Origin of the sequence: Haliea alexandrii (assembly GCF_003719295.1) — a bacterium.
Classification (GTDB): Bacteria; Pseudomonadota; Gammaproteobacteria; order Pseudomonadales; family Halieaceae; genus Haliea; species Haliea alexandrii.
In genome coordinates this window covers 631356-655864 of record NZ_RFLW01000001.1, presented here as the reverse complement: position 1 = coordinate 655864, position 24509 = coordinate 631356, and the positions used below count along the sequence as shown (strand labels likewise).

21 protein-coding genes and 1 tRNA gene are annotated in these 24509 nt (G+C 62.7%); 16 read left to right on the top strand and 6 right to left on the bottom strand.

Annotated features, from left to right (window positions below; all coding sequences use genetic code 11):
* Nucleotides 1-5 precede the first annotated feature (5 nt).
* The 4 genes from EGJ68_RS03070 (at nucleotide 6) to EGJ68_RS03055 (ending at nucleotide 5461) form a co-directional block, all read left to right on the top strand.
* Entirely contained in the window at nucleotides 6-1496 is a 1491-nt protein-coding gene (locus EGJ68_RS03070; protein ID WP_123033066.1) for a protein adenylyltransferase SelO, read from the top strand.
* Between the two features lie 117 nt (nucleotides 1497-1613).
* The gene (locus tag EGJ68_RS03065) at nucleotides 1614-3224 is read left to right on the top strand and encodes a tRNA-dihydrouridine synthase (RefSeq protein WP_123033065.1); all 1611 of its coding nucleotides are present in this window, start codon (nucleotides 1614-1616) and stop codon (nucleotides 3222-3224) included.
* A gap of 9 nt (nucleotides 3225-3233) precedes the next feature.
* The gene (locus EGJ68_RS03060) at nucleotides 3234-4109 is read left to right on the top strand and encodes a crotonase/enoyl-CoA hydratase family protein (protein WP_123033064.1); all 876 of its coding nucleotides are present in this window, start codon (nucleotides 3234-3236) and stop codon (nucleotides 4107-4109) included.
* Nucleotides 4103-5461 carry a sigma-54-dependent transcriptional regulator gene (locus EGJ68_RS03055; RefSeq protein WP_199227908.1) on the top strand — a complete coding sequence of 453 codons (1359 nt, stop codon included), beginning with the start codon at nucleotides 4103-4105 and terminating at the stop codon, nucleotides 5459-5461. Before EGJ68_RS03060 ends, EGJ68_RS03055 begins: the two co-directional genes overlap by 7 nt.
* Nucleotides 5462-5498: 37 nt before the next feature.
* Here the strand turns inward: EGJ68_RS03055 and EGJ68_RS03050 are convergent, their stop codons facing one another.
* Nucleotides 5499-5747 (bottom strand): PRC-barrel domain-containing protein, encoded by a 249-nt coding sequence (locus EGJ68_RS03050; protein ID WP_158283467.1) that lies wholly within the window; start codon nucleotides 5745-5747, stop codon nucleotides 5499-5501.
* A gap of 450 nt (nucleotides 5748-6197) precedes the next feature.
* Here EGJ68_RS03050 and EGJ68_RS03045 point away from each other — a divergent pair, with 450 nt between their 5' ends.
* From EGJ68_RS03045 to EGJ68_RS03035, 3 genes are all read left to right on the top strand, one after another.
* Nucleotides 6198-6845, top strand: coding sequence for a BON domain-containing protein (locus EGJ68_RS03045; protein WP_123033062.1), 648 nt, complete (start codon nucleotides 6198-6200; stop codon nucleotides 6843-6845).
* Nucleotides 6846-6920: 75 nt separating this feature from the next.
* Nucleotides 6921-7088, top strand: coding sequence for a DUF1328 domain-containing protein (locus EGJ68_RS03040; protein ID WP_123033061.1), 168 nt, complete (start codon nucleotides 6921-6923; stop codon nucleotides 7086-7088).
* Between the two features lie 62 nt (nucleotides 7089-7150).
* The gene (locus EGJ68_RS03035) at nucleotides 7151-7417 is read left to right on the top strand and encodes a hypothetical protein (RefSeq protein WP_123033060.1); all 267 of its coding nucleotides are present in this window, start codon (nucleotides 7151-7153) and stop codon (nucleotides 7415-7417) included.
* A gap of 83 nt (nucleotides 7418-7500) precedes the next feature.
* Here EGJ68_RS03035 and EGJ68_RS03030 read toward each other — a convergent pair whose 3' ends face one another.
* Both EGJ68_RS03030 and EGJ68_RS03025 read right to left on the bottom strand, forming a co-directional pair.
* Nucleotides 7501-9675, bottom strand: a complete 2175-nt coding sequence (locus EGJ68_RS03030; protein ID WP_123033059.1) for a glutamine synthetase III family protein — start codon at nucleotides 9673-9675, stop codon at nucleotides 7501-7503.
* 238 nt (nucleotides 9676-9913) lie between these two features.
* Nucleotides 9914-9990 (bottom strand) — tRNA-Val (locus tag EGJ68_RS03025).
* 153 nt (nucleotides 9991-10143) lie between these two features.
* On the opposite strand from EGJ68_RS03025, the gene EGJ68_RS03020 reads away from it, so the two are divergent.
* The 9 genes from EGJ68_RS03020 to EGJ68_RS02980 all read left to right on the top strand — a co-directional run bounded on the left by EGJ68_RS03020 (nucleotide 10144) and on the right by EGJ68_RS02980 (nucleotide 21062).
* Nucleotides 10144-10599, top strand: a complete 456-nt coding sequence (locus tag EGJ68_RS03020; protein ID WP_123033058.1) for a nuclear transport factor 2 family protein — start codon at nucleotides 10144-10146, stop codon at nucleotides 10597-10599.
* Nucleotides 10600-10676: 77 nt separating this feature from the next.
* On the top strand, nucleotides 10677-12362 hold the full coding sequence (locus EGJ68_RS03015; protein ID WP_123033057.1) for an HAD-IB family hydrolase: 1686 nt from the start codon (nucleotides 10677-10679) through the stop codon (nucleotides 12360-12362).
* Nucleotides 12359-14704, top strand: a complete 2346-nt coding sequence (locus tag EGJ68_RS03010) for a glycerol-3-phosphate 1-O-acyltransferase (protein ID WP_123033056.1) — start codon at nucleotides 12359-12361, stop codon at nucleotides 14702-14704. Before EGJ68_RS03015 ends, EGJ68_RS03010 begins: the two co-directional genes overlap by 4 nt.
* Nucleotides 14701-15705 (top strand): NAD(P)H-dependent glycerol-3-phosphate dehydrogenase, encoded by a 1005-nt coding sequence (locus tag EGJ68_RS03005; RefSeq protein ID WP_123033055.1) that lies wholly within the window; start codon nucleotides 14701-14703, stop codon nucleotides 15703-15705. The genes EGJ68_RS03010 and EGJ68_RS03005 overlap by 4 nt, the downstream gene beginning before the upstream one ends.
* A gap of 80 nt (nucleotides 15706-15785) precedes the next feature.
* Nucleotides 15786-16619, top strand: a complete 834-nt coding sequence (gene pbpG / locus EGJ68_RS03000; RefSeq protein WP_123033054.1) for a D-alanyl-D-alanine endopeptidase — start codon at nucleotides 15786-15788, stop codon at nucleotides 16617-16619.
* A 75-nt stretch (nucleotides 16620-16694) separates the two neighbouring features.
* A complete protein-coding gene (locus EGJ68_RS02995; protein ID WP_123033053.1) occupies nucleotides 16695-17627 on the top strand; it encodes an aldo/keto reductase in 933 nt (310 codons plus the stop codon).
* Entirely contained in the window at nucleotides 17624-18952 is a 1329-nt protein-coding gene (locus tag EGJ68_RS02990) for an NTP/NDP exchange transporter (RefSeq protein WP_233248655.1), read from the top strand. Before EGJ68_RS02995 ends, EGJ68_RS02990 begins: the two co-directional genes overlap by 4 nt.
* Before the next feature lie 102 nt (nucleotides 18953-19054).
* Nucleotides 19055-20143 (top strand): Rieske 2Fe-2S domain-containing protein, encoded by a 1089-nt coding sequence (locus EGJ68_RS02985; protein ID WP_123033052.1) that lies wholly within the window; start codon nucleotides 19055-19057, stop codon nucleotides 20141-20143.
* Between the two features lie 91 nt (nucleotides 20144-20234).
* Nucleotides 20235-21062, top strand: a complete 828-nt coding sequence (locus EGJ68_RS02980; protein WP_123033051.1) for a M48 family metallopeptidase — start codon at nucleotides 20235-20237, stop codon at nucleotides 21060-21062.
* Nucleotides 21063-21064: 2 nt separating this feature from the next.
* Here EGJ68_RS02980 and EGJ68_RS02975 read toward each other — a convergent pair whose 3' ends face one another.
* The 3 genes from EGJ68_RS02975 to EGJ68_RS02965 form a co-directional block, all read right to left on the bottom strand.
* On the bottom strand, nucleotides 21065-22213 hold the full coding sequence (locus tag EGJ68_RS02975) for an alpha/beta hydrolase family protein (RefSeq protein ID WP_123034013.1): 1149 nt from the start codon (nucleotides 22211-22213) through the stop codon (nucleotides 21065-21067).
* A gap of 87 nt (nucleotides 22214-22300) precedes the next feature.
* Nucleotides 22301-23485: an acyl-CoA dehydrogenase gene (locus EGJ68_RS02970; protein ID WP_123033050.1), complete on the bottom strand. Its 1185-nt coding sequence runs from the start codon at nucleotides 23483-23485 to the stop codon at nucleotides 22301-22303.
* A gap of 101 nt (nucleotides 23486-23586) precedes the next feature.
* Entirely contained in the window at nucleotides 23587-24504 is a 918-nt protein-coding gene (locus EGJ68_RS02965; RefSeq protein WP_123033049.1) for a tyrosine-protein phosphatase, read from the bottom strand.
* Nucleotides 24505-24509: the final 5 nt, after the last annotated feature.

The following is a 24509-nucleotide window of genomic DNA, read 5'->3' as shown; positions in this document are numbered from 1 at the left end:
CCCTCATGACCCCCACCGGCACACCTCCCACCCTGGAACACACGTTCGCCGAGCTACCCGAGCGTTTCTATCAGCGCCTGGAGCCCACTCCGGTGGCGGCGCCTGCGCCGATCCGCGTCAACCGTGCGCTGGCGCAGCGCCTGGGCCTGGACGCGGACTGGCTGTCCTCGCCTGCCGGCACTGAATGGCTCGCCGGCAACGCCATAACACCGGGCTCCCACCCGTTGGCGGCGGCCTATGCGGGGCACCAGTTCGGTGGTTTCAACCCGCAACTCGGTGATGGCCGAGCCATTCTGCTGGGCGAACTGCGCGATGGCGAGGGGCGGCTGTTTGACCTGCAATTGAAAGGCGCCGGCCCCACCCGCTGGTCGCGCGGCGGGGACGGGCGCTCACCGCTGGGCCCGGTGCTGCGGGAGTACATCGTCAGTGAGGCAATGGCCGCACTGGGTGTGCCCACCACCCGGGCACTGGCCGCCGTGGCCAGTGGAGAGCCCGTCATGCGCGATCGCGCGCTGCCCGGTGCTATTCTGGCACGGGTAGCCAGCAGCCATCTGCGTATCGGCAGCGTTGAGTATCTCTCCTCACGCAAGGACACCGAGGGGCTTCACCTGCTGGTGGACTACACTTTGCAGCGCCACTTCCCGGAGCAGACTACAGCCGAAAATCCCGCGCTGGCACTGCTGAACGCCGTTATCCAGGCGCAGGCGAGGCTGATCTCCCAATGGCAGTTGCTGGGCTTTATCCACGGCGTCATGAACACCGACAACATGCTGCTCTGCGGAGAAACCATTGACTACGGCCCCTGTGCCTTCATGGACGCCTTCAACCCGGACACCGTATTCAGCTCCATCGACCACGGTGGGCGCTATGCCTATCGCAACCAGCCCGGCATCGCCCACTGGAACCTGGCGTCGCTGGCGCAGGCTCTGGTCCCGGTGCTGCACAACGATGCCGAGCAGGCTGTGGCCCTGGCGCAGGCTGCCGTCGATACCTTCAGCGACCACTTCCTCCAGGCACACACCGAGGGCCTGAATGCCAAACTGGGGCTGGGCGAACCACAGGCCGATGACGCGGCGCTGATCGAGCAGCTCTACACCTTGATGGCAGAGCACGCCACTGACTTCACCCTGACCTTCCGCCGCCTGGCAGACCTGGCGCACCCCGTTCCCGGCAACCCGCAGGCTATTGGCGAGGTGTATAAACTGCCCAACGCGTTCGACCCCTGGCTGGCACAGTGGCGGGAACGGTTGGCGCGAGAAGCGTGCGATCCGCAACAGCGCCAGACCGCGATGTACCGTGCGAACCCGGTATTCATAGCCCGCAACCACCTGGTCGAGGCGGCGCTGGCAGCGGCCACCGACAACGCCGACTTTGCGCCCTTCCACACCCTTGTCGAACGCCTGGCGGCGCCCACGCAGTGGCAGCCGGCGAGCCGTGCGCTGGCCCTGCCCCCCGAGGAGGGACAGCGTGTCTACCAGACGTTCTGCGGTACCTGAGCGGCCGGTGCGCGCAGCTGATGCCCCGGTCGGGGCCCGCAGCGCCCCGTGTTTCGACTCGACTGGGGCAAGGCAGTATAATGCCGGCTTCACCCAGCCCATGCTTCGAGTGACACCTTGACTACGCAATTTTTCGGCAAGACCCTTTCCGGGCCCTTCACGATTCCGTCCGGTATCGTGACCACGGCGACGTCGATCATCCAGTATGTTTTCGACCACATGCCCGAAGTGGGCGTCGTCACTACCAAGAGCATCGGCCTGAAGCCGCGCCTCGGCAATCGTGAACCCGTGCTCAGCCAGTACGCCCCGGGCTGTTTTGTGAACGCCGTGGGGCTGACCAACCCCGGCGCCGAAGAATCCGTGGCGCTGCTTGGCCAGTTGCGTGTGCCGCAGGACCGCTTCCTGCTGACCTCTATTTTTGGCGGCAGCCTCGAGGAATTCGTCGAGGTGGCAAAGCTGCTCGCCCCGGTGTCCGACGGCCTCGAGTTGAACCTGTCCTGCCCGCACGCTACGGGCTACGGCATGGCCATGGGCCAGGACCCGGAGATGGTGCGTGCCATTACCGCCGCGGTGAAAGCCGTGGTGGATATCCCCGTCATCCCCAAGCTCACCCCCAACACGCCGAACATTGCCGAAATCGCTCAGGCCGCTGCCGAGGGCGGCGCTGACGCGCTCTGTGCCATCAACACCCTGGGGCCCGGCTACACCTCTGCACACGGTCACCCCGTGCTCAGCAATGGTGCCGGCGGCATGTCCGGCAAGGGCGTGCTGCCCATCGCCCTGAAATGCGTCAGGGAGGTTGTCGCCGCCACGGGGCTGCCCGTGATCGGCTGTGGCGGTGCCAGCAGCGCGGCCGATGTGCGCGCCTTCTTCGACGCCGGTGCCAGCGTGGTGGGTGTCGGCTCAGCATTGGTGGGCATGACCACCGCCGACATGCAGGCCTACTTCCACACGCTGCAGCTGGACCTGGACCACACACAGGACCGCGCCGAAAGCCTGGTACGCTACGACATCGACATGCAGTTCCGCCCGGTATCGCTGGTCAGCAACCAGCGGGTCTGCGACGATATCGCCATCCTCACCTTCGACCGCAAAATCAATGTGCAGGCCGGGGAGTTTATCTTCCTGTGGATTCCGGGCCTGGGCGAAAAGCCCTTCTCGGCGCTGACTGACGACCCCTTCTCACTGGTTGTCATCGACCTGGGCGAGTTCACCCACACGCTCATGGACCTGCCAGTGGGCACCGAAGCCTATGTGCGCGGGCCACACGGCGTGCCAGTCGAGCCGCCGGATGACGCCCGCATCATGGCGGTTGCCGGGGGCACGGGGCTGGCGGCGGTGTACCAGATTGCGCGGGATTTCGGCAATGCAGAAATCTTTGTTGGCGCACGCAGTGAAAACCGGCTTTACTTTCTCGACGAGTGCGCGCAAATCGCCGACCTGCACGTGGCAACAGACGACGGCAGTAGCGGCTTCCACGGCCGCGTGACCGAGCTGCTGCGGCAACGGCTGAGCAACATGAGCGATGCTGAACGGAGCGCGCTGGTCTTCTACAACTGTGGGCCGGAGCCCATGGTACACGCCGCGGAAGCCGTGCAGCGCGAGTTCTGCAAGCCGGAGCAGATCTTCAGCGCCATCGACTACCTCACCAAATGCGGGGTGGGCATTTGCGGTGCCTGTGCCGCACCCGATGGACGCCGCGGCTGCGTCGATGGGCCCTTCCTCTAGGAGATCACCATGTATCAGTACCAGACACTCACCACCCACATAGAAGACCGGGTCTGCACCCTCACCCTGAGCCGCCCGGACCAGTTGAATGCCTTCACCGTGGAGATGGCCCACGAGCTCATCGACTTCTTCGGCCGGGCCAGCGACGACGATGCCATCGGTGCCATTGTGGTAACCGGCGCCGGGCGCGCTTACTGCGCCGGCATGGACCTGTCGGAGAACGGCAGCCCCTTTGGTCTCGACGAGTCGCTCACACCCACCATCGACGATGTGCGCGAACGCGGTGACGACCCCGAAATTCTTGACGGCGTGCGCGACACAGGCGGCCGCGTCACGCTCGCGATTTTTGACTGCACGAAGCCCGTGATCGGCGCCATCAACGGGCCCGCGGTGGGCATCGGCGCCACCATGACGCTGGCCATGGATATTCGACTGGCCTCCGACCGCGCGCGCATCGGCTTCGTGTTCGGCAAGCTCGGTATCGTGCCCGAGGCCTGCTCCAGCTGGTTCCTGCCACGTATCGTCGGCATTCAGCAGGCACTGGAGTGGGTGTACACGGCCGACATCTTCGATGCACAGGAAGCCCTTACCGGTCGCCTGGTGAAAGCCGTATACGCCCCCGACGAATTGCTGCCCGCCGCGCGGGCGCTGGCGCTGCGCATCATCAGCAACCGCTCTCCGGTTGCCATAGCGCTGGCCCGGCAGATGCTCTACCGCAACGCCGCCGCCGAGCACCCCCGCACGGCGCACGAGGTAGACTCCATTGCCATGTTCTACACCAGTCTGGATGACGGCAAAGAGGGCGTTGCGAGCTTCCGCGAAAAGCGCGAGCCGGCCTTCCGCAGCAAGGCATCCGCCATGCCTGACTTCTACCCCTGGTGGTAACGCCAAGCGCCCCGGTGCCACTGGGCCTGATCATCGACCCCGACGGGGATACCGTCCAGTCACTTTCTACGTTGCTCACGGACAAGGGCTTTGACGTGCTGCACTGCAGTTCCATCGCCGAGAGCCGGGCCGCTCTAAAGGACAAGGCCAGCGCTACCGCAGTGGCCTTCGTTGCGCTGGACCTGCCGGATGGTGACGGGCTTGAACTGCTGGGCAAAGAAAGCCTGCTGCAGGATCACACCGATGTCGCCCTGATGCATCACGACGACGACCCGGCCCGGGCGCAGCGTGGCATTCGCGAGCAGGCGAGCTACTTTTTCCGCAAACCGCTGGACACCGAATTCGTCTCGGAACTGCTGGAGGACATCAGCCAGGAATATGAGCAGCAGCGCACACAGGCCGGTGTCGACGACAGTGTCGCCATCGATCAGTTCGGCATGATGCGCGGCAACTCCCCGGCCATGCGCAAGCTCTATCGCGTGGTACGCAAAGTGGCGCCCTCCAACGCCACCGTGCTGGTCGTCGGCGAGAGCGGCACCGGGAAAGAGCTGGCTGCGCAAACGCTGCACCAGATGTCTGGCTCCAGCGGCCCCTTCGTGGCCATGAACTGTGGCGCCATTGCCAGCGAGCTGGCCGAAAGTGAACTCTTTGGCCACGAAAAGGGCAGCTTCAGCGGCGCCGAACGACGCCACGCGGGCTACTTCGAAAGGGCCGAAGGAGGCACGCTGCTGCTGGATGAAGTGGGTGAAATGCCGCTGGACCTGCAGGTCAAGTTGCTGCGCGTTCTGGAAACCGGCAAGTTCCGCCGGGTGGGTGGCACACAGGACCTCACCATGAATGTGCGCTTCCTCGCCGCCACCAACCGCGACCCGGAAACGGCCATTCGCGACGGCCTGCTGCGCGAGGACCTCTACTTTCGCATCGCCCAGTTCTGCCTGCGCATGCCGCCATTACGCGAGCGTGAGCGCGACGTGGCGGGGCTCGCGCATGCGTTTCTGCATGAGCTCAACGCCCAACACGACAATGCAAAACGCTTCTCGCAGGATGCCATCGAAGCAATCGTCGCCTACCCCTGGCCGGGCAATGTGCGCGAACTGAAAAGTGCCGTGGAACGGGCCTACATCCTCGCGGAACAGACGCTGGAGCCGGAACATCTGCCTGAGGGGCAGATTGAGCAGGCCGGCGAGTATCTGCGTATTTCGGTGGGTGAATCTCTGCAACAAACCGAAAAGCAGCAAATCCTGGCCACCATCGAGGCCTGCGACGGCAACAAGAAGGAGGCGGCCGAAGCACTCGGCATTGCCCTGAAAACGCTGTACAACAAACTCAAGGAATACGACGAAAAAGACTGACCGGAAGCCCCCGGGCACCGCTTGTGAGGGCTACTGGCTAATCCTTGTTTTCCTGCAACAGCTCCTCGCCCCGGTGGGTCAACACGAAGCCGCGCTTGTGTTTCACCCGAAACATCGCCGCCCAGGGCATCAGCACGGCGTCCCCCTCGGGCCGGGTTATGCACGCAAATCTGACGATCCCTGCCGCGGGATCAATCTGCAATTCCGAGATCACTCCAATCTCCACGCCGTCAGCGGTATAAACCTGGGCTCCCAGCAGATTGGAGGATGGCATTCCCTGGTCCACATCGACACCCTCTTGAAACCTCTCTCCCCCTCTACCATGCAGGTTTCGCACCAACCCATCCGGGCCGCCCTGCGGCGCGCAATTGCGCCGGCCGCCCGCGACGCCAACCAGCGGACGCAGCACATTTTGTAAAAAAATCGCCTGCGAGCAGTCATTTTTTCAAACCCGGTGCCCCACCCCCAGCCGACCCGGGGCGGCTCCCGTGGCGCCATCGCCAGCCCTGAGGCACGTGCGGCAACGCGATCGCTCCCGCCGCAGAACGCCCTGCCCACGCGGCTTTCGGGCCGACTCGCGCACAAGGGCAACCCGCTTCGTCGGCGACGGTGCGGCTTGCAAAACGGACCGAGGCGTACATTGCTGGCATGGTTCTCGCTTCACCCTCCCCGACAGCCGCTCGTATCGCCACAGATCAAAGTCGGCGATACCTCAGGCGCAACCAAGGAGTAACACATGATCGATACACGCAAACCCGCCAGAATGCTCTGTGCCAGCCTCGCCGTAGGCTCGCTTCTTTCGCTTCCGCTGCATGCCAGCGATCACGATGAAAGTCACACGGCGAACACAGTGACAGCGCCGACGCCGGCCGTCGCGGAGGACAGCGAGACCTCGACGGCTACCGACTTTGAGCAGCAAGCCAGCGACGCCTGGCTGGAAGGCAAGCTGGAAACCGTATACCTGTTCAACCGGCACCTGAACAACTTCACCATTGACCCTGACGTTGCCCATGGCGCGGTCGTCCTGACCGGGGCGGTAGATTCTACGGTCAGCAAGGAATTGGCCGGTGAACTCGCTCAGGGTGTAGAAGGGATCACGGACGTGACCAACCGCCTGACGGTGGCCGATGACACCCGTGGCAACGAGAATGGCCGCGATTTCTCGGAACGCGTTGAAGACGCGACCCTCACGGCCGAGGTGAAAACCCTGCTGCTGGCCAACAGCGAAACCAGCGGGCTGCAGATCAACGTCGATACGACCGGCAGTGAAGTCACCCTCAGTGGTCGTATCGATAGCTCTGCAGAGAAAGACCTCGCCGGCGAAATTGCGAGTCAGGTTGATGGTGTGACAGGCGTGAACAACGAACTGCAGGTAAACAGCTGATAAACAACGCAGCACCGGTGGCGCCACTGGCGCCGCCGTTTATCACCAGAAGCACCACTAAAAAGGAGAACTACCATGCTGTATTGGGCACTTATATTCCTGGTTGTCGGCCTTGTTGCCGGCCTGCTTGGCGCATCCGGCATCGCCGCCATCGCCGGGCAGATATCCTGGGTACTGTTCGTGATCGGCATCATTCTGCTGGTCATCCACCTGGTGTCTGGCCGCAAACCGCCGTCACCGTAAGTACGTTGCCGGGGTCTGGCACGACCCCGGCTTCACTTTGCCAACTTCACGGAGAAATACCTATGTCACTACTCGATTCTGCTACCGAAATGATTGAAAAACGCATTGAGCAACTGAATCACAAAATCGATGCGGAGCAAGCCGAGGCGGAACGCAAGATGGCCGAGGCGGAGAGCGAGAAGGCGCGCGCCGACCTGCAGACGGAAATGAAGAGCCGTACGCGGGAGCTACAGGATAAAATTGATGACGCGGGTAAACAGCTGAAAGAAGCAAAAAACGCCAGTGAATCGCGCCTGCAAGCGATTGTGGACGGCTTCAAAGGGAAGTGAAAATGAAGGGCAAAGAACGCGTAATGAGCTGATAAGGTGGGCCCCGCCTCGCCGGCCAAAAGCTCGGCAGCGCCCACCATGACTTACTTGATGAAAAGCATCTCCTGGTATTTCGGCAGCGGCCACAACTCGTCGGCGACCTCTGCCTCAAGAGCGTCCGCATGTGATCGAACCTCATTCATCAGGCCGCGAACCTCCTTCGCACAAAACTGCATATGCTCCTCTGTTGAGCTAAAGTCCTCCTTTTCCATGGCCGCGCTCAGCTTGCCTACTGCTTCCATCATGGCATTGGCGTGTGCTGCCACCGTTTTGGCCGTTGATTGATCGAGCTCCACACCGATGCTTGCCATGTTTGTACCGGTGCTTGCCAGCGTTGACAGGTAGCTGACAGCGGCGGGATAGATCAAGGTCTTGGCCATGTCGATGACCAATTTTGCTTCGACTTCGATAGAAAGCACATACTGCTCGGAATACACCTCGAACCGGCTTTCCAGTTCAACCGGGCTAAGAACAGCCGTGCGTTCGAACAGTTTAACAACCGACTCTTCTCGCAGGGCAGGAAGCGCATCGGCAGTGGTCGGTATGTTCTTCAGCCCGCGCTCCGTAACCGCTTTTTCATGCCATTCGGCGGAGTAGCCATCGCCACCAAAAACCACATTGCCGTGTTCATTCATCAGCGCCTTGAGCACGGTAACCACCGCTTCAGCCTGGTTGCTGCCCTTGCCCAGCTCTGCCTCAAGCTTCTCGGCAATCCAGCCCAGGGAGTCAGCCAACATGGTATTCATGGCGACCAGCGGGCCGGCCACTGACTGGGAAGAGCCCACCGCCCGGAATTCAAAGCGGTTGCCCGTGAATGCGAAGGGTGATGTCCGGTTCCGATCACCCGGGTCACGTTCAAAATTGAGGATTTGCGCCAATCCCAGGTCCATTTCGCCGCCATCGCTTTTCTGACTGACTCTGCCTTCCTTGATGTCAGTGAACACCTTCTCCAACTGGTCGCCCAGGTAGACAGACAAAATGGCCGGTGGTGCCTCGTTTGCGCCCAGGCGGTGGTCATTGGAGGCGGAAGCGATAACGGCCCTGAGCAGCGGGCCGTACAGGTGCACGCCGCGGATGACAGCGCCACAGAACAACAGGAATAGCAGGTTCTCGTGCGGCGTTTTCCCGGGGTCCAACAGGTTGCCCTGGGTGGAATTGCCGACCGACCAGTTGACGTGCTTGCCTGAGCCGTTGATGCCAGCGAAGGGCTTTTCATGCAGCAGACACATGAATCCGTGTTTCTTCGCGGTGGACTTCATCAGCGTCATCATCAACTGCTGGTGATCAGCGGCCACATTGGCAGCCTCAAAGTACGGCGCAATTTCAAACTGCCCCGGAGCCACCTCGTTATGATGGGTTTTGGCAGGGATGCCCAGTTTATACAACTGGTCTTCATAATCCTGCATGAAAACCTGCACACGCGCGGGAATGGCGCCGAAGTAGTGGTCGTCGAATTCCTGCCCTTTCGCTGGCGAGGCACCAAACAGCGTACGACCCGCCAGCAGAAGGTCGGGGCGGCTATTGGCGAAATGGGTATCGACCAGAAAGTATTCCTGCTCGGCACCGCAGCTGGAGTTGAGCGTGGCAATCTCCGTTTCGCCCATGAGGCGAAGCACTTTCTGCGCCGCGAGGTCCATAGCCGCGTTCGAGCGTAACAGCGGTATCTTTTTGTCCAGTGCCTCCCCCGTCCAGGACATAAAAACGCTGGGAATCATCAGGGTAGCGCCGTTGTCGGTATGCATGATGAACGCGGGGCTGGTGGGGTCCCAGGCTGTGTAGCCGCGTGCCGCATTCGTCATGCGCAGGCTGCCGTTGGGAAACGAGGAACCATCGGGCTCGCCCTTTATCAACAGGCTACCCGAGAATTCGGTAATCGCGCCGCCATCCGGATTGGTAATGATGAATCCGTCGTGCTTCTCAGCGGTAATATTGGTCATCGGGTAGAAGATATGTGAGAAGAACTTGGCACCCTTGGATACCGCCCACTCCTTCATGGCTGCGGCCACCACATCCGCCGTAGCCGGGTCCAGTGGCCCGCCGGTCTGCACGGTTTTCTTCATCGCCTTGAAAGCTGTTTTTGACAGCGCCCATTCCATGCGAGCCAGGTTAAAGACATCCTCGGCCCAGATGTTTCCCAGAGGGTCCGGCTTCTCAACGGCTATGGGTTTGCGGTTGGAAATGTTTTGTATCGCCTGCAGGCGGGATGCATTGGCACTCATGTCTGTTCCTGGCTCAGATAAAGGTAGGTAGTCCAAGCAATAAACAGGCCAAAGCTCCCCGCTCAACGCAGGGTATTGTTTATTAAAGGAAACTTCTGGCGACCTGCGGCCATACTGGCTCGCTGCCTTCAGGCGGCAGGATGAAAAGCTGCTTTATTGCGCGCGGCGCACCAAAACGGGGCGCCAATCGGGGCTGGCTCTTCATCATTAACGATGGGATGGTGCCGGAGGACTAGGATGGTAGGACCAGGCGGATTCGAACCGCCGACCTCTACCATGTCAAGGTAGCGCTCTAACCAACTGAGCTATGGTCCTGTCGTGAGGAGCGGGATTATAAAGCTGCCGCAAGGAATCCTCAACCTGTTTCAACCTGACCCCTGCAGCGCTGTCACCACGCCACCTCTGGCGCCGGAAATCCGAATGCGTATACACTGCAGCGTCCAGTCATTCAAATAACAGGACACTGGCATGTTTGATCAAGAACACCCGGCGCGTCGTGCCGCCCTGCTGTCGAGAGAGTACGTTCACAGCAAGAACAAGGCCGGCTGGCTCGCACTCTACGCGGAAGACGCCATTATCGAAGACCCGATCGGTGTCTCGCACATTGACCCGGCAGGGAACGGCCACCGGGGGCCAGCTGCGCGGGAAGCATTCTGGGATAACTTCATCGCGCCGGTTGATATCCGTATCGAGATACTCGAATCGTTTGCCGCGGGCAACGAGGTGGCCAACCTGGTTAACCTGACGATCACCATTGATGGCGGCGAGGGCAAAACCCTGCAACAGAAGGTGCATGGCGTTTTCACCTACCACGTTGACGATGCCGGAAAACTCCTGTCATTGCGCGGCCACTGGGAAACCGATGACCCGCGCAACGCCCTGATGGAGGTCGCCGCAGACGGCACCCTGACGCCGGTTGCCTGAGCACTTCCCTGACATCGACGGGATGATATGCTTGGGAAAACACCAGGCAGCCACGCACTGGCGCGACGGGGATACGCATGGCAAGTATTCAACAACTTCTCAAGGATATTGCGGCCGCGCCGGACGGTCCACAGGTTGCCGCCATATTCGATTTCGACGGCACAATTATCTCCGGCTACTCGGCAACCTCCTTCATTCGTGAGCAGCTGCGCCGCGGTGATTTGCAGGTGCGGGAGTTGCTGGAGCTGGCGCAGGCCATGACCAGCTTCGGGCTCGGAAACCTGGGCTTTTCCGCCATGATGACCGTGACCACGCAGTTCCTGCGCGGCATCACCGAAGCCAGCTACGAGGAACTCGGGGAAACGCTCTATCAGGACCAGCTGGCGCGACGCATCTACCCCGAGTCGCGAGCGCTGATCAATGCCCACCTCGCCAAAGGCCATACCGTGGCGGTGATATCTTCGGCCACGCCCTATCAGGTAACGCCCGCTGCGCGCGACCTGGGTATTGATCACGTCATGTGTACGGAGCTAGAGGTCAAGGACGGCCTGTTCACCGGCGACGTGATCAGGCCCACCTGTTTCGGCCAGGGTAAAGTCGACGCCGCCGAGCAACTGGCGCGCGAACAGGGTGCCGACCTGGACCAGAGCTTCTTCTATAGCGACAGCCACGACGATCTGCTGTTGCTGGAACGCGTTGCCCTGCCCCGCGTGCTGAATCCGAACAGTCGGCTGCTGGGTATTGCTCGCGACAGGCACTGGCCCGTGGCCAGATTCTCCAGCCGCGGCCGCCCTTCCCTGTCGCTGTACCTGAGATCGGCCGCTGCAACGGCGAGCCTTGTGCCCACCTTTCTGGCCGGCTTGCCCGTCTACGCTCTTACCCGCTCCCGGCGTCAGTCACTGAATTTTTCACTGTCGCTGTTTGCCGACACCGCCAGCGCACTGATCGGGTTGGACCTCAACGTCAAGGGCAAGCAACACCTGTGGTCACACCGCCCCGCGGTATTCATCTTCAACCACCAGAGCAAGGCCGATGTGGTGGTCATCGCCAGCCTGCTGCGCAGCGACATGGCGGGGGTAGGTAAACAGGAGATTCGCAAACTGCCCGTCATCGGCCGGGTGCTGGAGTTCGCCGGCGTGGTGATGATTGACCGCGCCAACGCGGCAAGTGCGATCGATGCGATGACACCGCTGGTTGAAGCCATGCGCGATGAGGGTAAGTCGGTTGTACTGGCACCCGAAGGCACCCGCAGCGTCTCGCCGCGCCTTGGCGCCTTCAAGAAAGGTGCATTCCACCTCGCCATGCAGGCTGGCGTGCCGATCATTCCGATTGTGATACGCAATGCGGGGGATGTCGCCCCCAAGGGCGATTTCGTGTTCCGCCCCGCCACGGTCGACGTGGAGGTCCTGGAGCCCATCGACACTCGAAAGTGGCAGGCGAGCGACCTGAACACACACATCCGCGATGTGCGCAATCGTATGCTCACGGTGCTCGGGCAGCCGCTGGAACCGGTGGCAGAGACCACCAGCCCGCGCCGTGGCAGGCCGCCGGGCAAACGCAAGACACCGGTCAAGGCAAAAGCAAAAGGTGAGACGACGGCAAAGACAAAGGCGCCGACTCCCACGAAGACGCAACGCCCGGCAGCCAAGAAGACGCCCGCGACACAACAACGCGCCAACACCCCCGCCACGCGCGGTCGAACCGTCAAAGCGCGGCCCAAGGCAAAGCCCAAGAACCGCGCCGGCGGGGTGCCTAGTCAGTGAGCCTGGAGGGCAAACTGGACCATTGTCCATGGCCTTCCGGTGCGGCCCCCGTGCTGTTCCTGCTGGACACCCGCAATCGCTTTGAAGAGCAACTGCTGCAGCGCTGGGTAGCGCAGCATGCGTTGGCGGGCGATGGCCGGGATTGCGAACAGCTCACCCTTGACCTGGGGGACGACCGACGCGGCATTGATACACGCGAACTGCGTCAGCACCTGTCGCTGCCTGACGAGGTAACCATTGCCCCGTTGCGGGTTGCCTGGACGCCACCGCTGGCCGCCATCAACGCCGGGCCACAGCTGCGCGACCTGGTGCTAGGTGACCCGCGGCGCCCCAGCGCGCGGCGTGCCCGGCGCATTGCCGAACAGGAACCCGAGCGCATGCACCTGGTGTGTGGCGAACCCGATTCGCTGGGCAACCTGCGACAACGCTACCACCACAAATACGCCCAGGAGAGCAACGCCGACAGCACAGCATTCGGCACGTTCGTCGCCCGACAGGCCGCTGTGGTGCTGGATATTGCCGAGCGGCGTTTGCAGGGTGGGCGCTACAAGGTGCCGCGCTATGTTGCCGAGAGCCTGCGGGCCAATCGCAGCTACAACGAAGCCCTGGAACAACTGGCCAAACAGGAGGGCACAACACGCGAAGCGCTGCTGAAGAAGGCCTCTGTCTACATGGAGGAAATGATCTCCATTCCCGGCACGTTCTGGCTGGATGTCTGGGCGAGCTTCTGCAGCTTCTGTCTGCGCCTGGGTTACGAGCGGGAAATCGTCTGTGACCCGCAGGCGGTGGAAGCCATGCGTCAAACCGTGCGCGACCACCCCTCCATGCTGCTCTGGACCCACAAAACCTACCTCGACGGTATGGTGGTGCCCAAGGTGCTCTACGACAACGACTTCCCCATGCCGCACATGTTCGGCGGTGCCAATATCGCCTTTGCCGGCATGGGTTTCCTGATACGCCGCTCTGGCGGCATCTTTATCAAACGCAGTTTTGGTGACAACGCCCTGTACAAGCTCACACTGCGCCACTACATCGGCTACCTGATGGAAAAGCGCTTCCCGATGAACTGGTCTTTCGAGGGCACACGTTCACGGCTGGGCAAGCTCATGCCGCCACGCTACGGGCTGCTAAAGTATGCCCTGGAGGCCTGCCACGCCACCGACGCGCGGGACATTCACATCATCCCGATTTCGATCAGCTACGACCTCATTCGCGATGTCGAGGAGTACGCCACCGAGCAAACCGGGCGCGGCAAGGGGGCGGAGTCACTGCGCTGGTTCATCGGCTACGTGCGCAGCCTGGCACGCCCCATGGGCAAGATCTACATGGATATCGGCAGCCCGGTTGTGCTGCCCTCAGCACCGGACCCGGATGACAGCCTGGCCCTGTCCAAGATCGCTTTCGAAGTGGCAGTAGAAGCCAACCGTGTCACCCCCATCACCTTCCCCTCACTGGTCACCATGAGCCTGCTCGGCGCCGCGCCCAAAGCGCTGACCGAGGCCGAGGTAGTTGAGGACCTGCGCGCGCTGCTGGATTGGGCAGAGGCGCGCTCGCTGCGCATCTCCGCCGACTTTGATCGCGGCTATGCCGAGCAGATGGACGGCCTGCTCGGCATCATGATCAACGAGGGCATTGTCGCTCGCTACGACGAGGGGCCCGAAGACGTATACGCCATTGCACTGGAACAGCACCCGGTCGCCAGCTACTACCGCAACACGGTCATTCACTTTTTCGTCAACAAGGCGATCATCGAACTGGCCCTGGTCAAATCTACTGAAGGCAAGGACGTCGATGCGTTGGCAACATTCTGGACAGAAGTCGATGAGCTGCGGGATCTGTTCAAGTTCGAGTTCTTCTATGCGCCCAGCGCCGAGTTCCACCAGGAGATCCGCGAGGAGCTGGCCCGCTATCACCCGGACTGGGAGTCACTGCCGGCCACCACGCCGGGGGGGTTCACCCAACTGCTGCTGGGCATGACCCCGGTGGTGGCGCATGTCACGCTGCTCACTTACGTGGAGGCGTATTCGGTGGTGTCCGACCTGGCAGCCCGCGCCGGTGATGCGCCACTGGAGAGCCAACAGTGCGTTACCGAGGCGCTGACATTGGGCCAACAGCTCTATTTGCAGCGCCGCATCAGCAGCGCCTCGTCAATCGGCAAACTGCTGTTCCGCAACGGCTACCGGATGCTGGAGCACCGCAAGCTGGCCGGCGGCGATGACCCCGAGCTGGCGTCGCGCCGACAGGCATTGGCCAGGCAGCTGCGCGCACTGAAACGGCGCCTCGAGGTCATCCGCGCCCTCGGCCTGACGGGCCGTGACCGAACCAAGGAATCCCTGCAATGAACAACCTGAAAGTCGGCCTGCTCGGCGGCGGCTCCTGGGGCACCACAGTCGCCGCCCTGGTGGCCCGCAACGCCCCCGCCACACTCTGGGCGCGCAACCCGGAAACGGTGCGTGAGATCAACCAGCAGCACAGTAACGAAACCTATCTGCCCGGGGCCCGACTGCCGGAAAAGCTGCAGGCCACGGCGGATATCGGCGAGGCAGTAGCGGGGGCAGACGTGATCGTGATGGGCATTCCATCGCAGAACTTCCGCAGCGTGCTGCAGGAGGTGCGCGAGCACATTCGCCCCTGGGTACCGGTCATCAGCCTGACCAAGGGCCTGGAGCTCGATACCCGCATGCGCATGACAGAAATTATTGCCGAGGTGCTGCCCGGCCATCCCGTGGGTGTACTCACCGGCCCCAACCTGGCGCGCGAGATCATGGCCGGCCAGGCGGCGGCGAGTGTCATCGCCATGGAAGACGCGATCATCGTGCGTGAACTGCAGTGCCTGTTCTCCAGCGGCCTGTTCCGCGTGTACACCAACACGGATGTGGTGGGCTGCGAACTGGGCGGCGTGCTGAAGAACATCATCGCCATCGCCGTGGGTATGGGCGACGGCCTGGGTGCCGGCGACAACACCCGCGCCGCACTCATCACTCGCGGCCTGGCAGAAATCACCCGCCTCGGTTGCGCCATGGGCGGCCGGGCTGAAACGTTTTCGGGCCTCGCCGGTATGGGCGACATGATCGCTACCTGCACCAGCGCGCAAAGCCGCAACCGCCACGTCGGCATGGAGCTGGGGCGGGGCAAGACCCTGGAAACCATCGCTGCCGAGATGTTCATGGTGGCAGAGGGCGCCAAAAGTGCACCGGCGGTGATGGCACTGGCGGAGCAGTACGGTGTGGAAATGCCGATCGCCAGCGACGTCTACAAGGTGCTCAGCGGTGAAACCTCGGCCCAGCGCATCTTTCGCGGGCTACTGCGGGTGACCGCCGGCGCCGAATCCGAACCGGGTTAAAAGGCTTTTACGCAGCGGCCTCTTTCTCCCGACGAGGCTCTGGTGCAGAATGGCGCCAAAGCGACCACACGGAAACGCCCATGAAAAACCTGCCGCTGGCCATCGGGCTGCTTGCACTCTGTGTGCTCACCTCTCAGACAGCCAGCGCCGGCAAGTTTTCTCACTTGAGCGGTAACCCGGACCTGCGCTCAGCCTCGGCGCTGGTTCTGGATGGATCAGGCGAAATCATCTACGGCAAGGACACCGACACTGTGCGGCCCATCGCCTCCATCACCAAGTTGATGACCGCGATGGTCACGCTGGATGCCGGGCTGCCCCTGGACGCACCCATTACCGTGACCCGGGAGGACCGCGATGTCGTGCGCCAGACCGGCTCGCGCCTGGACTACGGCGCAACCCTGAGCCGCGAAGAGATGCTCCTGCTGGCGCTCATGTCGTCGGAAAACCGCGCCGCCAGCGCCCTGGGCCGCACCTACCCAGGTGGGCTCGCCGCCTTCGTCCAGGCCATGAACCGCAAGGCTGAACAGCTGGGCATGCGCAACAGCCGCTTTGCCGACCCCGCCGGCCTGCATGCTGGAAACCAGTCCACGGCACGCGACCTGGCCATCATGGTGCGCGCTGCTGGTAAGTACCCACTTATCGCTACGGCCAGCACGACCAAGGGCATGGCCGTCCAACCCTTCGCACAGCGCGGTCTGCTGAACTACAACAACACCAATCGCCTGCTGAAGAACCAGAACTGGCAGATTGGCCTGAGCAAGACCGGCTATCTCAATGAAGCCGGCCGCTGCCTGGTGATGCAGGCCACCATCGAAGGCGAACCGGTGTCGATCGTGCTACTCAACTCCTTCGGCAAATTGACCCCCTTCGGCGATTCCAACCGCCTGCGCCGCTGGCTGCTGGCCGGGCGCTAGAGGCACGGCTTGCTTGACCCGACAGGACCGGGCCTGAAACACTGAAGCGTCATTTGCAGCCGAAAGAGGCCCGCCATGCTCAGTCGTCGTCAGCTTCTGTCCCTCAGTGCCAGCCTCGCGGCGGCCCACGCACTACCCCTGCAGGCCGCAGCCTCAGGCGCAACACCCGCGGCTATCGTGCGCAACATTCCAAGCTCGGGGGAAGCGCTCCCGGTGATCGGCATGGGCACATCGCGCACGTTTGACGTAGCGGCCGGCGACGCAGCGGCGCAGCCACTGATGACGGTGCTGGAAGCCTTCTTTGCCGGCGGCGGCACGGTCATTGATTCGTCCCCCATGTACGGCAAGGCCGAGCAACGGGTTGGCGACCTGCTGCGCGCCATGCCGGCACGCCCGCCGGTGTTTGCGGCCACCAAGGTCTGGACCGAGGGCCGCGAGGCGGGTGTCGCCCAGATGCAGCAATCGGCGCAGCGCATGGCCGTGGACCGTTTCGACCTTATTGCCGTGCACAACCTGACGGATTGGCGCACCCAGCTCGACACGCTCAAGCGCTGGAAAGATGAGGGCAAGGTGCGTTACCTCGGTATCACCACGTCTCACGGGCGCGATCACGCCGAATTCCTGCGCGTGATGCGCGCAGAGCCGCTGGACTTTGTCCAGTTCAGCTACAACATTGCCGACCGTCGGGCGGAGGAAGAACTGCTGCCCACAGCGGCGGAGCGCGGCATCGCCACCATGATCAACCGTCCCTACCAGCGCGGTGCGCTGTTTTCCGCCAGCCGCGGTGCCGCGCTGCCGCCAGTGGCCACCGAACTGGGCTGCAGCAGTTGGGGCCAGTTTTTCCTCAAGTTCATTCTCGGCCATCCCGCAGTCACCTGTGTCATTCCGGCCACGTCAAGCCCCAAACACATGCGCGATAACATGCAGGCCGGCGTTGGTCCTGTGCCGAATGCCGCGCAGCGGGAGGAAATGCTGCGAGCCTTTGCCGCGCTCAAGGCAACGGCTTGAAACCAACGCCGCGCCGGCCACTACAACGCCTGCTGTCGCTGGCCTGTGAGGTTGAACCCCGGGAAGTGAGCGCCACGCTCACGTCCTTTCTGCTGGTGCTCACCCTGATGGCAGCCTACTACCTGCTGCGGCCGGTGCGCGATGCCATGGCCAGCAACTGGAGCGATGCGGAAGTCAGCTGGCTGTGGACCTTCACCTTCTTTTTCAGCACGGCGGCGGTATCGCTGTACGGAGCCGCTGTCGCGCGTATACGGCTGCAGCACCTGGTGCCCGGCGTGTACGGGGGCTTTGCCCTGAGCTTCGTGCTCTTCTACCTTGCCGCCAGCGGTGGCACCCGTATCACCCTGATAGACAAGGCCTTCTACGTCTGGATCAGCGTCTTCAGCCTGTTTCACATTTCCGTATTCTGGAGCCTGATGGCGGACTGTTTTTCCAGGGCCCAGTCGAAGCGCCTGTTCGGCTTCATCGGCGCGGGGGCCAGTGTTGGCGCGATCGGGGGCCCCGCTCTGGTCACGCTGCTGGCAGGCGACAGGGGCACCGAGCCGCTGCTGTTGATCGCGGCGCTCATGCTGGTGCTCACCCTGCCCCTGATAACCGTGTTGCAGCGGCAACAGAACGGGGCCCTGCAAGGCTCCCCGGAACAGACACCTGCGGGCGCGCTGGCGGCACTCGGCGGCAACCCCTTCGCCGGATTCTCCGCCTTTCGTCGCAACCGCTACCTGTGGGGCATCGCCCTGTTCATTTTCCTGTATACCAGCATCAGCTCCTTCGTCTATTTCGAGCTGAAAAATCTGCTGGCGGACTACTCCGAGGGGCGCCGGGCGCAGATCTGGGCCAGTATGGACCTGGTGGTAAACACGCTGACGGTACTGGTTGCCGCCTTCGCCACGGGGCGCATGGCCAATCATCTGGGGCTGCCCTTCACACTGGCATCGGTGCCGGTGCTTATCTGCGCCGGTATGCTGCTCCTCGCCGCCGCCCCTGTGGCAGCGGTGGTTGTGGTCGTGCAGATTGCACGCCGGGCAGGCAACTATGCCATTTCCCGTCCGGCGCGCGAGATGCTGTTCACGGCAGTTGACCGGGAAACGCGCTTCAAGGCGAAACCTGTGATTGATATTGTGGTCTACCGGGGAGGAGACATGCTGAATGCCTGGGCGTTCACCGCGCTCACCCAGGGCTTTGGACTGGGCATGGCGGCACTCGCATTGATCGGTGCCGGCGTTGCGGCCTGCTGGGGCCTGACCGGTATTTACCTCGGGCGCCGCTTTGAGCGGGCGCACAGCCCGGGCGCGGCCAGCACAGCAACCAGCGCACCAAATAGTTGAGCCAAGCCACGCCGCGTGGCCCCGGCGAGGCGACCCACCGTGGCCCCAGCGCCCACGAGGGCTATACTGCAGGGCATCGTGCATTACTCGGAGATCAATACCATGGCCACAGCGGCTGACTACAATCTCGGACCCAACATCTATCCCCGCGGCTGGTTTATCGTCGCGGAAAGCAAGGAACTGGACGCCGGCCCCATGGCCGTGCGCTTCTTCGGCCAGGACCTGGCCCTGTACCGTGGCGAGAGCGGCAAACCGGTCATGCTGGACGCCTACTGCGCGCACATGGGCACTCACTTGACCGCCAGCACCAGCGCCATGATCGTCAAGAACGGCGAGCAGATTGAAGGGGACTCCATTCGCTGCCCCTACCACGGCTGGCGCTACAGCTGCGACGGCGATGTCGACGATATCCCCTACTCCGACGGCCCCTACCCGAAATCCGCGTCCATACGCTCCTACCCGGTGGTGGACAACATGGGCTGCGTAATGGCCTGGTACGACCCGGATGGGCGTGCGCCGGATTACGATGCGCCCCTGCTCAAGCAGTGGGATGACCCGCAGTGGGTGCAGTGGGAGCTCGACCATCTGGGTGAGCTGGAAATTCACCCCCAGGAAATCATCGATAATATGGCCGACTGCCGTCACCTCGGCCCAACCCACGGCGCACCCTGTGAGTATTTCGAAAACGAGCTCAATGATCAGGTGTATATCCAACGCCAGGGCGGCCCAATGCAGCTTTATAACACCTATCTGTATACCACCACCTGGTACACAGGACCCGGTGTGCTGCTCTCGAAGCAGGTGTTCGGTGACGCGGTGATGTTCGAGCTGATTGCCAACACGCCGGTAGAAGATGGCAAGGTCAAAGCCTGGCACGCCGTGCTGTACCGCGGCGCGGAATCCCCCGCCAGCGAACTGGACAAGGAAGCCGCCAAGCAGTTCCAGGCCAACGCGCTGGAAGCCTTTGCCGCTGACTTCAACGTGTGGAAACACAAACGGCCAGCCCTGAAAATCATGCAGATGAAAACCGACGGGCCCTTCAAAACCGGGCGCAAGTGGTATTCCCAGTTCTTTGCCACCCCGGAACAGGCCGCCGACATCCGCCGGGAAGTGAACGGTACGCACCTCACTCAGGGCCTGATCACGCCCAAGGAAGCCGGCCACGCGATCGACGACGGCCTGCCCTTCTAGGCCGCCCCCCGAGGAACCGGCAAATCCCTGGCGGGTCAAAACCCTCGCGGAAATCGGCTAAACTGGCCGTCATATTGCGAGGGACCCGCCCATGAAACGATGGTTTATTCTGGCCACTGCGGCCTGCCTGCTCAGCGCCTGTGCCACCAGCCCCACGGGCCGGGCCCAGTTCATGCTGATTTCCCCGGAAGCGGCGATCGTGGAGTCGCGCACCGCCTATCTGAGCACCGTTTCCGACCTCGACAAGCAGGACAAGTTGTCCAGCGACAAAGCGCTGGCCAAACGCGTTGCCACCATTACCGGTAGACTGGTGACCGTGGCCATGCAGGAATATCCGCGCTCGGCTGACTGGGAGTGGAGTGTGGCAGTTATCGACGACCCGGACACGGTGAATGCATGGTGCATGGCCGGCGGGCGTATGGCGGTCTATACCGGCCTGTTCGAGCAACTGAAGCTGACCGATGCCGAATTCGCCCAGATCATGGGCCACGAGATTTCCCACGCGCTGGCGAACCACACCGCTGAACGTATGTCCCGGGCCATGGCCACCACCTTGGGTGTGGTCGCCGTGGGGGCCATGTCCGATCGTCCTGCGGCCGCCATGGGCGGTGCTGCAGTTGCCGCCAAGCTGGCCCTGGAGCTGCCCAACAGCCGCACCGCAGAACTGGAAGCTGACCAGCTGGGCATGGAGATTGCCGTGCGCGCCGGTTACGACCCGGATGCCGCCGTCACCCTGTGGGAAAAAATGGGCTCAGTGGGCGGCGACGACCGGCCACCTGAATTCCTCAGCACCCATCCCGCGCCGGGCAACCGCCAAGCGGCCCTGGGCGCCATGGCCAACGATATGCGGCAATTGAACCCGACGGGCAGCAAGGCGAACATACAGCCGATTCAGGTACTCACCGCGGACGCCCAGTAGCGTCAGTCGGCGGCCCGTACATAGCTGGCCTCAAGGAGTTCTTCTGCGAGCACCTCCCGCAAGTAGCGGTCGGCCGCCTCTCGCGTGGCTGCGGAGCGTGAAAACTCGCGATCAAAGAAGCTGCCCACCACAACCCGCGTGAGCATTTGCTGGCGCAGCGGGTTCATCGCGTCCGGTAGCGGGTCCATCGTGCACAGCGCCGAGTCCGCGTTGTAGTTGATGCCCATTTCCGGCGGCCCTATCAGGTCGTACCAGGGCTCTTCCTGGCTGTCGCCCATGGAGCGTTGCACAATCCAGCAGCCCACGGCATCCGGGTTGGAAAGCCAGCGCATCATGGCAGCGGGGTCGGCAAACCCGGCATGGGAGGCACCGCGCAGCGTCACGAGCTCACCACCCGGAACCTGCTCAGGCACCGGCTGGGCATTGTCTTCCCACGGCACAATGGCATCGATATCTCCCGCCAGCATCAAAAACGGCAGCGGGTGATGGCGATAGAACGTATCGGTGAATACGAACGTGGGGCCGGCGATAGACAGCGCGGCCGTGATGCGCGGGTCACGAAGTTGCGGGTGAAAAGCCGCCAGCGTCGAGGTGAGCCCGCCAAGGGACAGGCCGAGCGCGCCGATCCGCTCGGGGTCGACCTGCTGGTACAATACACTGCCGGGGTCCTCGGCAGCCGCCAGTAACTCATCAATCAGGAAGGTCACGTCACCCGGCTGGTTGACCACATCCTGTACCCGGGGTCCACCAGGGGCACGCATATGGGTCAGGGGAAAGGTGGGGGCAATAACAATGTAGCCATGGCTCGCCAGGTAGGCCGCCAGCGACTCCCCCTCCTGTCGTGAGGATGAGAAACCGTGGCTGTATACCAGCAGCGGATACGGCGCCGACTGCCGGTCGTTCGGGTACCACAGCGTGGTCTCTAAACGCCGCTCGTCGGCCCCGGGATAGTCGCCGTTGGCGCTCGCAGGCCGCGAGGTGTCCACGTAATCGCGCTCCACCCTGACCACCGGCAGCGGGCCGGGCTGCACACGCGCCGCGCTCTCGCTGCCGGGAACAAAGGGCTCTGGCTGCTTGCCCGTGGCCAGCACCCAGAGCACCAGGCCAACCACAAGAAACAGAACCAGCAGAACTTTCAGTAAGGTTTTCATGAACGTATCGATACCTGTGTTGTGCGGCAAGCGCTTGAGTGTCAACGAACCCGGCACGCTCTCGCCAGCGCGCACCGCATGCTCCGCTCAGAATGCGGGTATATCGGTCTGGCTGCGCCCGAGTATCAGCGCGTGCACATCGTGCGTACCCTCGTAGGTGTTCACCACCTCGAGATTGACCATGTGGCGCATGACGGGATACTCGTCGGAGATGCCATTGCCCCCCAGCATGTCCCGCGCCTGACGCGCGATATGCAGCGCCTTGCCACAGGAATTGCGCTTGATCAGGGAAATGAGTTCCGGGGCGATCTGTCCGGCATCGAGCAGCTGCCCGGCGCGGTAGCAGCCTTGCAGACCGAGGCTGATCTCGGTCTGCATATCCGCCAGCTTCAGCTGCACGAGTTGCGTGGCGGCCAATGGGCGCCCGAACTGGCTGCGCTCCAGGGTGTACTCCCGCGCCGCGAACCAGCACGTTTCCGCGGCACCCAAAGCGCCCCAGGCGATACCGTAGCGGGCGTTGTTGAGGCAGCCGAACGGGCCTTTCAGGCCCGCCACGCCGGGCAACAACTGGGCCTCACTCACGAACACGTCGTCCAGCACGATTTGCCCGGTCACTGACGCTCGCAGGGCCAGCTTGCCCGTTATTGTGGGTGTGCTCAGGCCCTCCATGCCGCGCTCCAGGATAAACCCGCGAATCTTGCCGTCGTCGGTCTTCGCCCACACGACAAAAATATCGGCCACCGGGCTGTTGGTTATCCACATCTTGCTGCCGCTGAGCCGATAACCGCCCGCCACACTGCGCGCACGGGTAATCATGCCGCCGGGGTCGGAGCCGTAATCGGGTTCGGTGAGGCCGAAGCAGCCTATCCACTCGCCGCTGGCAAGGCGTGGCAGATACTGCTCGCGTTGTGCCTCGTTGCCATAGGCATGGATGGGATACATCACCAGCGACGACTGCACGCTCATCATGGAACGGTAGCCAGAGTCCACGCGTTCGACTTCCCGGGCAATCAGCCCGTAACTGATGTAGTCGACGCCCGGGCAACCGTAACCGTCGATGGTGCTACCCAGCAACCCGAGGTCACCCATCTCACGAAAAATCGCCAGATCGGTGTCCTCGTGGCGAAAGGCCTCGCGCACGCGTGGTCGCAGCTTTTCCTGTGCGTACTGGCGCGCGCTGTCACGCACCATGCGCTGTTCATCCGACAACTGCTGCTCAAGCAGGAAGGGATCTTCCCAGTTGAGCCGCTGCCAGCGCTTTCCCGCTTCCATGTAACACCTTTGACCGATATCCAGAGCGCTTACGATAGCAGCCCTGCCGGAATCGACAAAGTGGTGCGTAAAGCGGCCCCGCCCGGGAGCGTTGCCGCCGGTTAGCCTTCGAGATAGAGACCGCGCAGGCGCTCAAGCGCCGTGGCGTCGACACCGAGTTCCTGCTCAAGGTAGGCCGCCACACTGCCATGGCTCTGCTCGATGGCATCCAGGGTAAAGGTGATAAACGGCACACCTTGCGGCGTCACCAGCGAATTGGGCCGTTCGTCGCGGGTACCGCCGCCATGCTGCAACATCATGGCGGCAAACGCATTGGTCTCGGCGGCCTCCTCCAAGTCGACGTCGCCGCGCTCCACCCCGGGGCGACGGAAGTCCGTAGACAACAGGTAATCCTCAATCACCAGCTCACGCTCAACGCCGAGCGCGGTCAACAACAGGGCCGAGGTCACCCCGGTTCGATCCTGGCCGGCAGAACAGTTCACCACGGCGGGGACCTTGCCCGCCAGCAGGGTGTCAAAATACAGGCTGAGCTGCGGCTTGAGAAACACCTGCATGTAGCGGTACATCGGGCTGTAGTCGCCCTGTGCGGAGCCGATCTCGGCACCTTGGTCGCGCATCAGGTTCAGCATCGAGTACGGGTGATGCAGATAGTTCACACCGGCGCCCCGCGCCCAGCGATTCGGATACAAATCGAGTTCTTCAGTGGAGCGCAAGTCCACCACGGCCTGGAAGCCGAATTGTTCGAGATACACCGCATCGGCTTCGGTCAGGCCGGTCATTGCGCCGGAACGAAACAACAAGCCCCGTTTCACAGTTCGCCCATCCTCAGTCGGATAGCCCCCCAGGTCACGGAAATTGGAGCCACCTTCCAGTGGCAGGAGGCGCCGATAGCTGCGCAGGGTGTCACTACTGGCGGCGAGGTCCGCTGTAACAGGCACCGGTGCGGGCGCCCTCTCCGCCCAGGCACCCAGTGCGAAAGCACAACCGAGGAGTAGAATCGCGGAACGTAGCATGCTCATATCTC

Bases quoted from the DNA above. Each gene is read 5' to 3' on its own strand.
- EGJ68_RS03060 (WP_123033064.1), top strand. From the start codon at position 3,234: ATGTATCAGTACCAGACACTCACCACCCACATAGAAGACCGGGTCTGC.
- pbpG (WP_123033054.1), top strand. From the start codon at position 15,786: ATGAAAAACCTGCCGCTGGCCATCGGGCTGCTTGCACTCTGTGTGCTC.
- EGJ68_RS03020 (WP_123033058.1), top strand. From the start codon at position 10,144: ATGTTTGATCAAGAACACCCGGCGCGTCGTGCCGCCCTGCTGTCGAGA.
- EGJ68_RS03035 (WP_123033060.1), top strand. From the start codon at position 7,151: ATGTCACTACTCGATTCTGCTACCGAAATGATTGAAAAACGCATTGAG.
- EGJ68_RS03015 (WP_123033057.1), top strand. From the start codon at position 10,677: ATGGCAAGTATTCAACAACTTCTCAAGGATATTGCGGCCGCGCCGGAC.
- EGJ68_RS02975 (WP_123034013.1), bottom strand. From the start codon at position 22,213: ATGAAAACCTTACTGAAAGTTCTGCTGGTTCTGTTTCTTGTGGTTGGC.
- EGJ68_RS03005 (WP_123033055.1), top strand. From the start codon at position 14,701: ATGAACAACCTGAAAGTCGGCCTGCTCGGCGGCGGCTCCTGGGGCACC.
- EGJ68_RS03045 (WP_123033062.1), top strand. From the start codon at position 6,198: ATGATCGATACACGCAAACCCGCCAGAATGCTCTGTGCCAGCCTCGCC.
- EGJ68_RS03030 (WP_123033059.1), bottom strand. From the start codon at position 9,675: ATGAGTGCCAATGCATCCCGCCTGCAGGCGATACAAAACATTTCCAAC.
- EGJ68_RS03040 (WP_123033061.1), top strand. From the start codon at position 6,921: ATGCTGTATTGGGCACTTATATTCCTGGTTGTCGGCCTTGTTGCCGGC.
- EGJ68_RS02980 (WP_123033051.1), top strand. From the start codon at position 20,235: ATGAAACGATGGTTTATTCTGGCCACTGCGGCCTGCCTGCTCAGCGCC.
- EGJ68_RS02970 (WP_123033050.1), bottom strand. From the start codon at position 23,485: ATGGAAGCGGGAAAGCGCTGGCAGCGGCTCAACTGGGAAGATCCCTTC.
- EGJ68_RS03070 (WP_123033066.1), top strand. From the start codon at position 6: ATGACCCCCACCGGCACACCTCCCACCCTGGAACACACGTTCGCCGAG.
- EGJ68_RS02965 (WP_123033049.1), bottom strand. From the start codon at position 24,504: ATGAGCATGCTACGTTCCGCGATTCTACTCCTCGGTTGTGCTTTCGCA.
- EGJ68_RS02985 (WP_123033052.1), top strand. From the start codon at position 19,055: ATGGCCACAGCGGCTGACTACAATCTCGGACCCAACATCTATCCCCGC.
- EGJ68_RS02995 (WP_123033053.1), top strand. From the start codon at position 16,695: ATGCTCAGTCGTCGTCAGCTTCTGTCCCTCAGTGCCAGCCTCGCGGCG.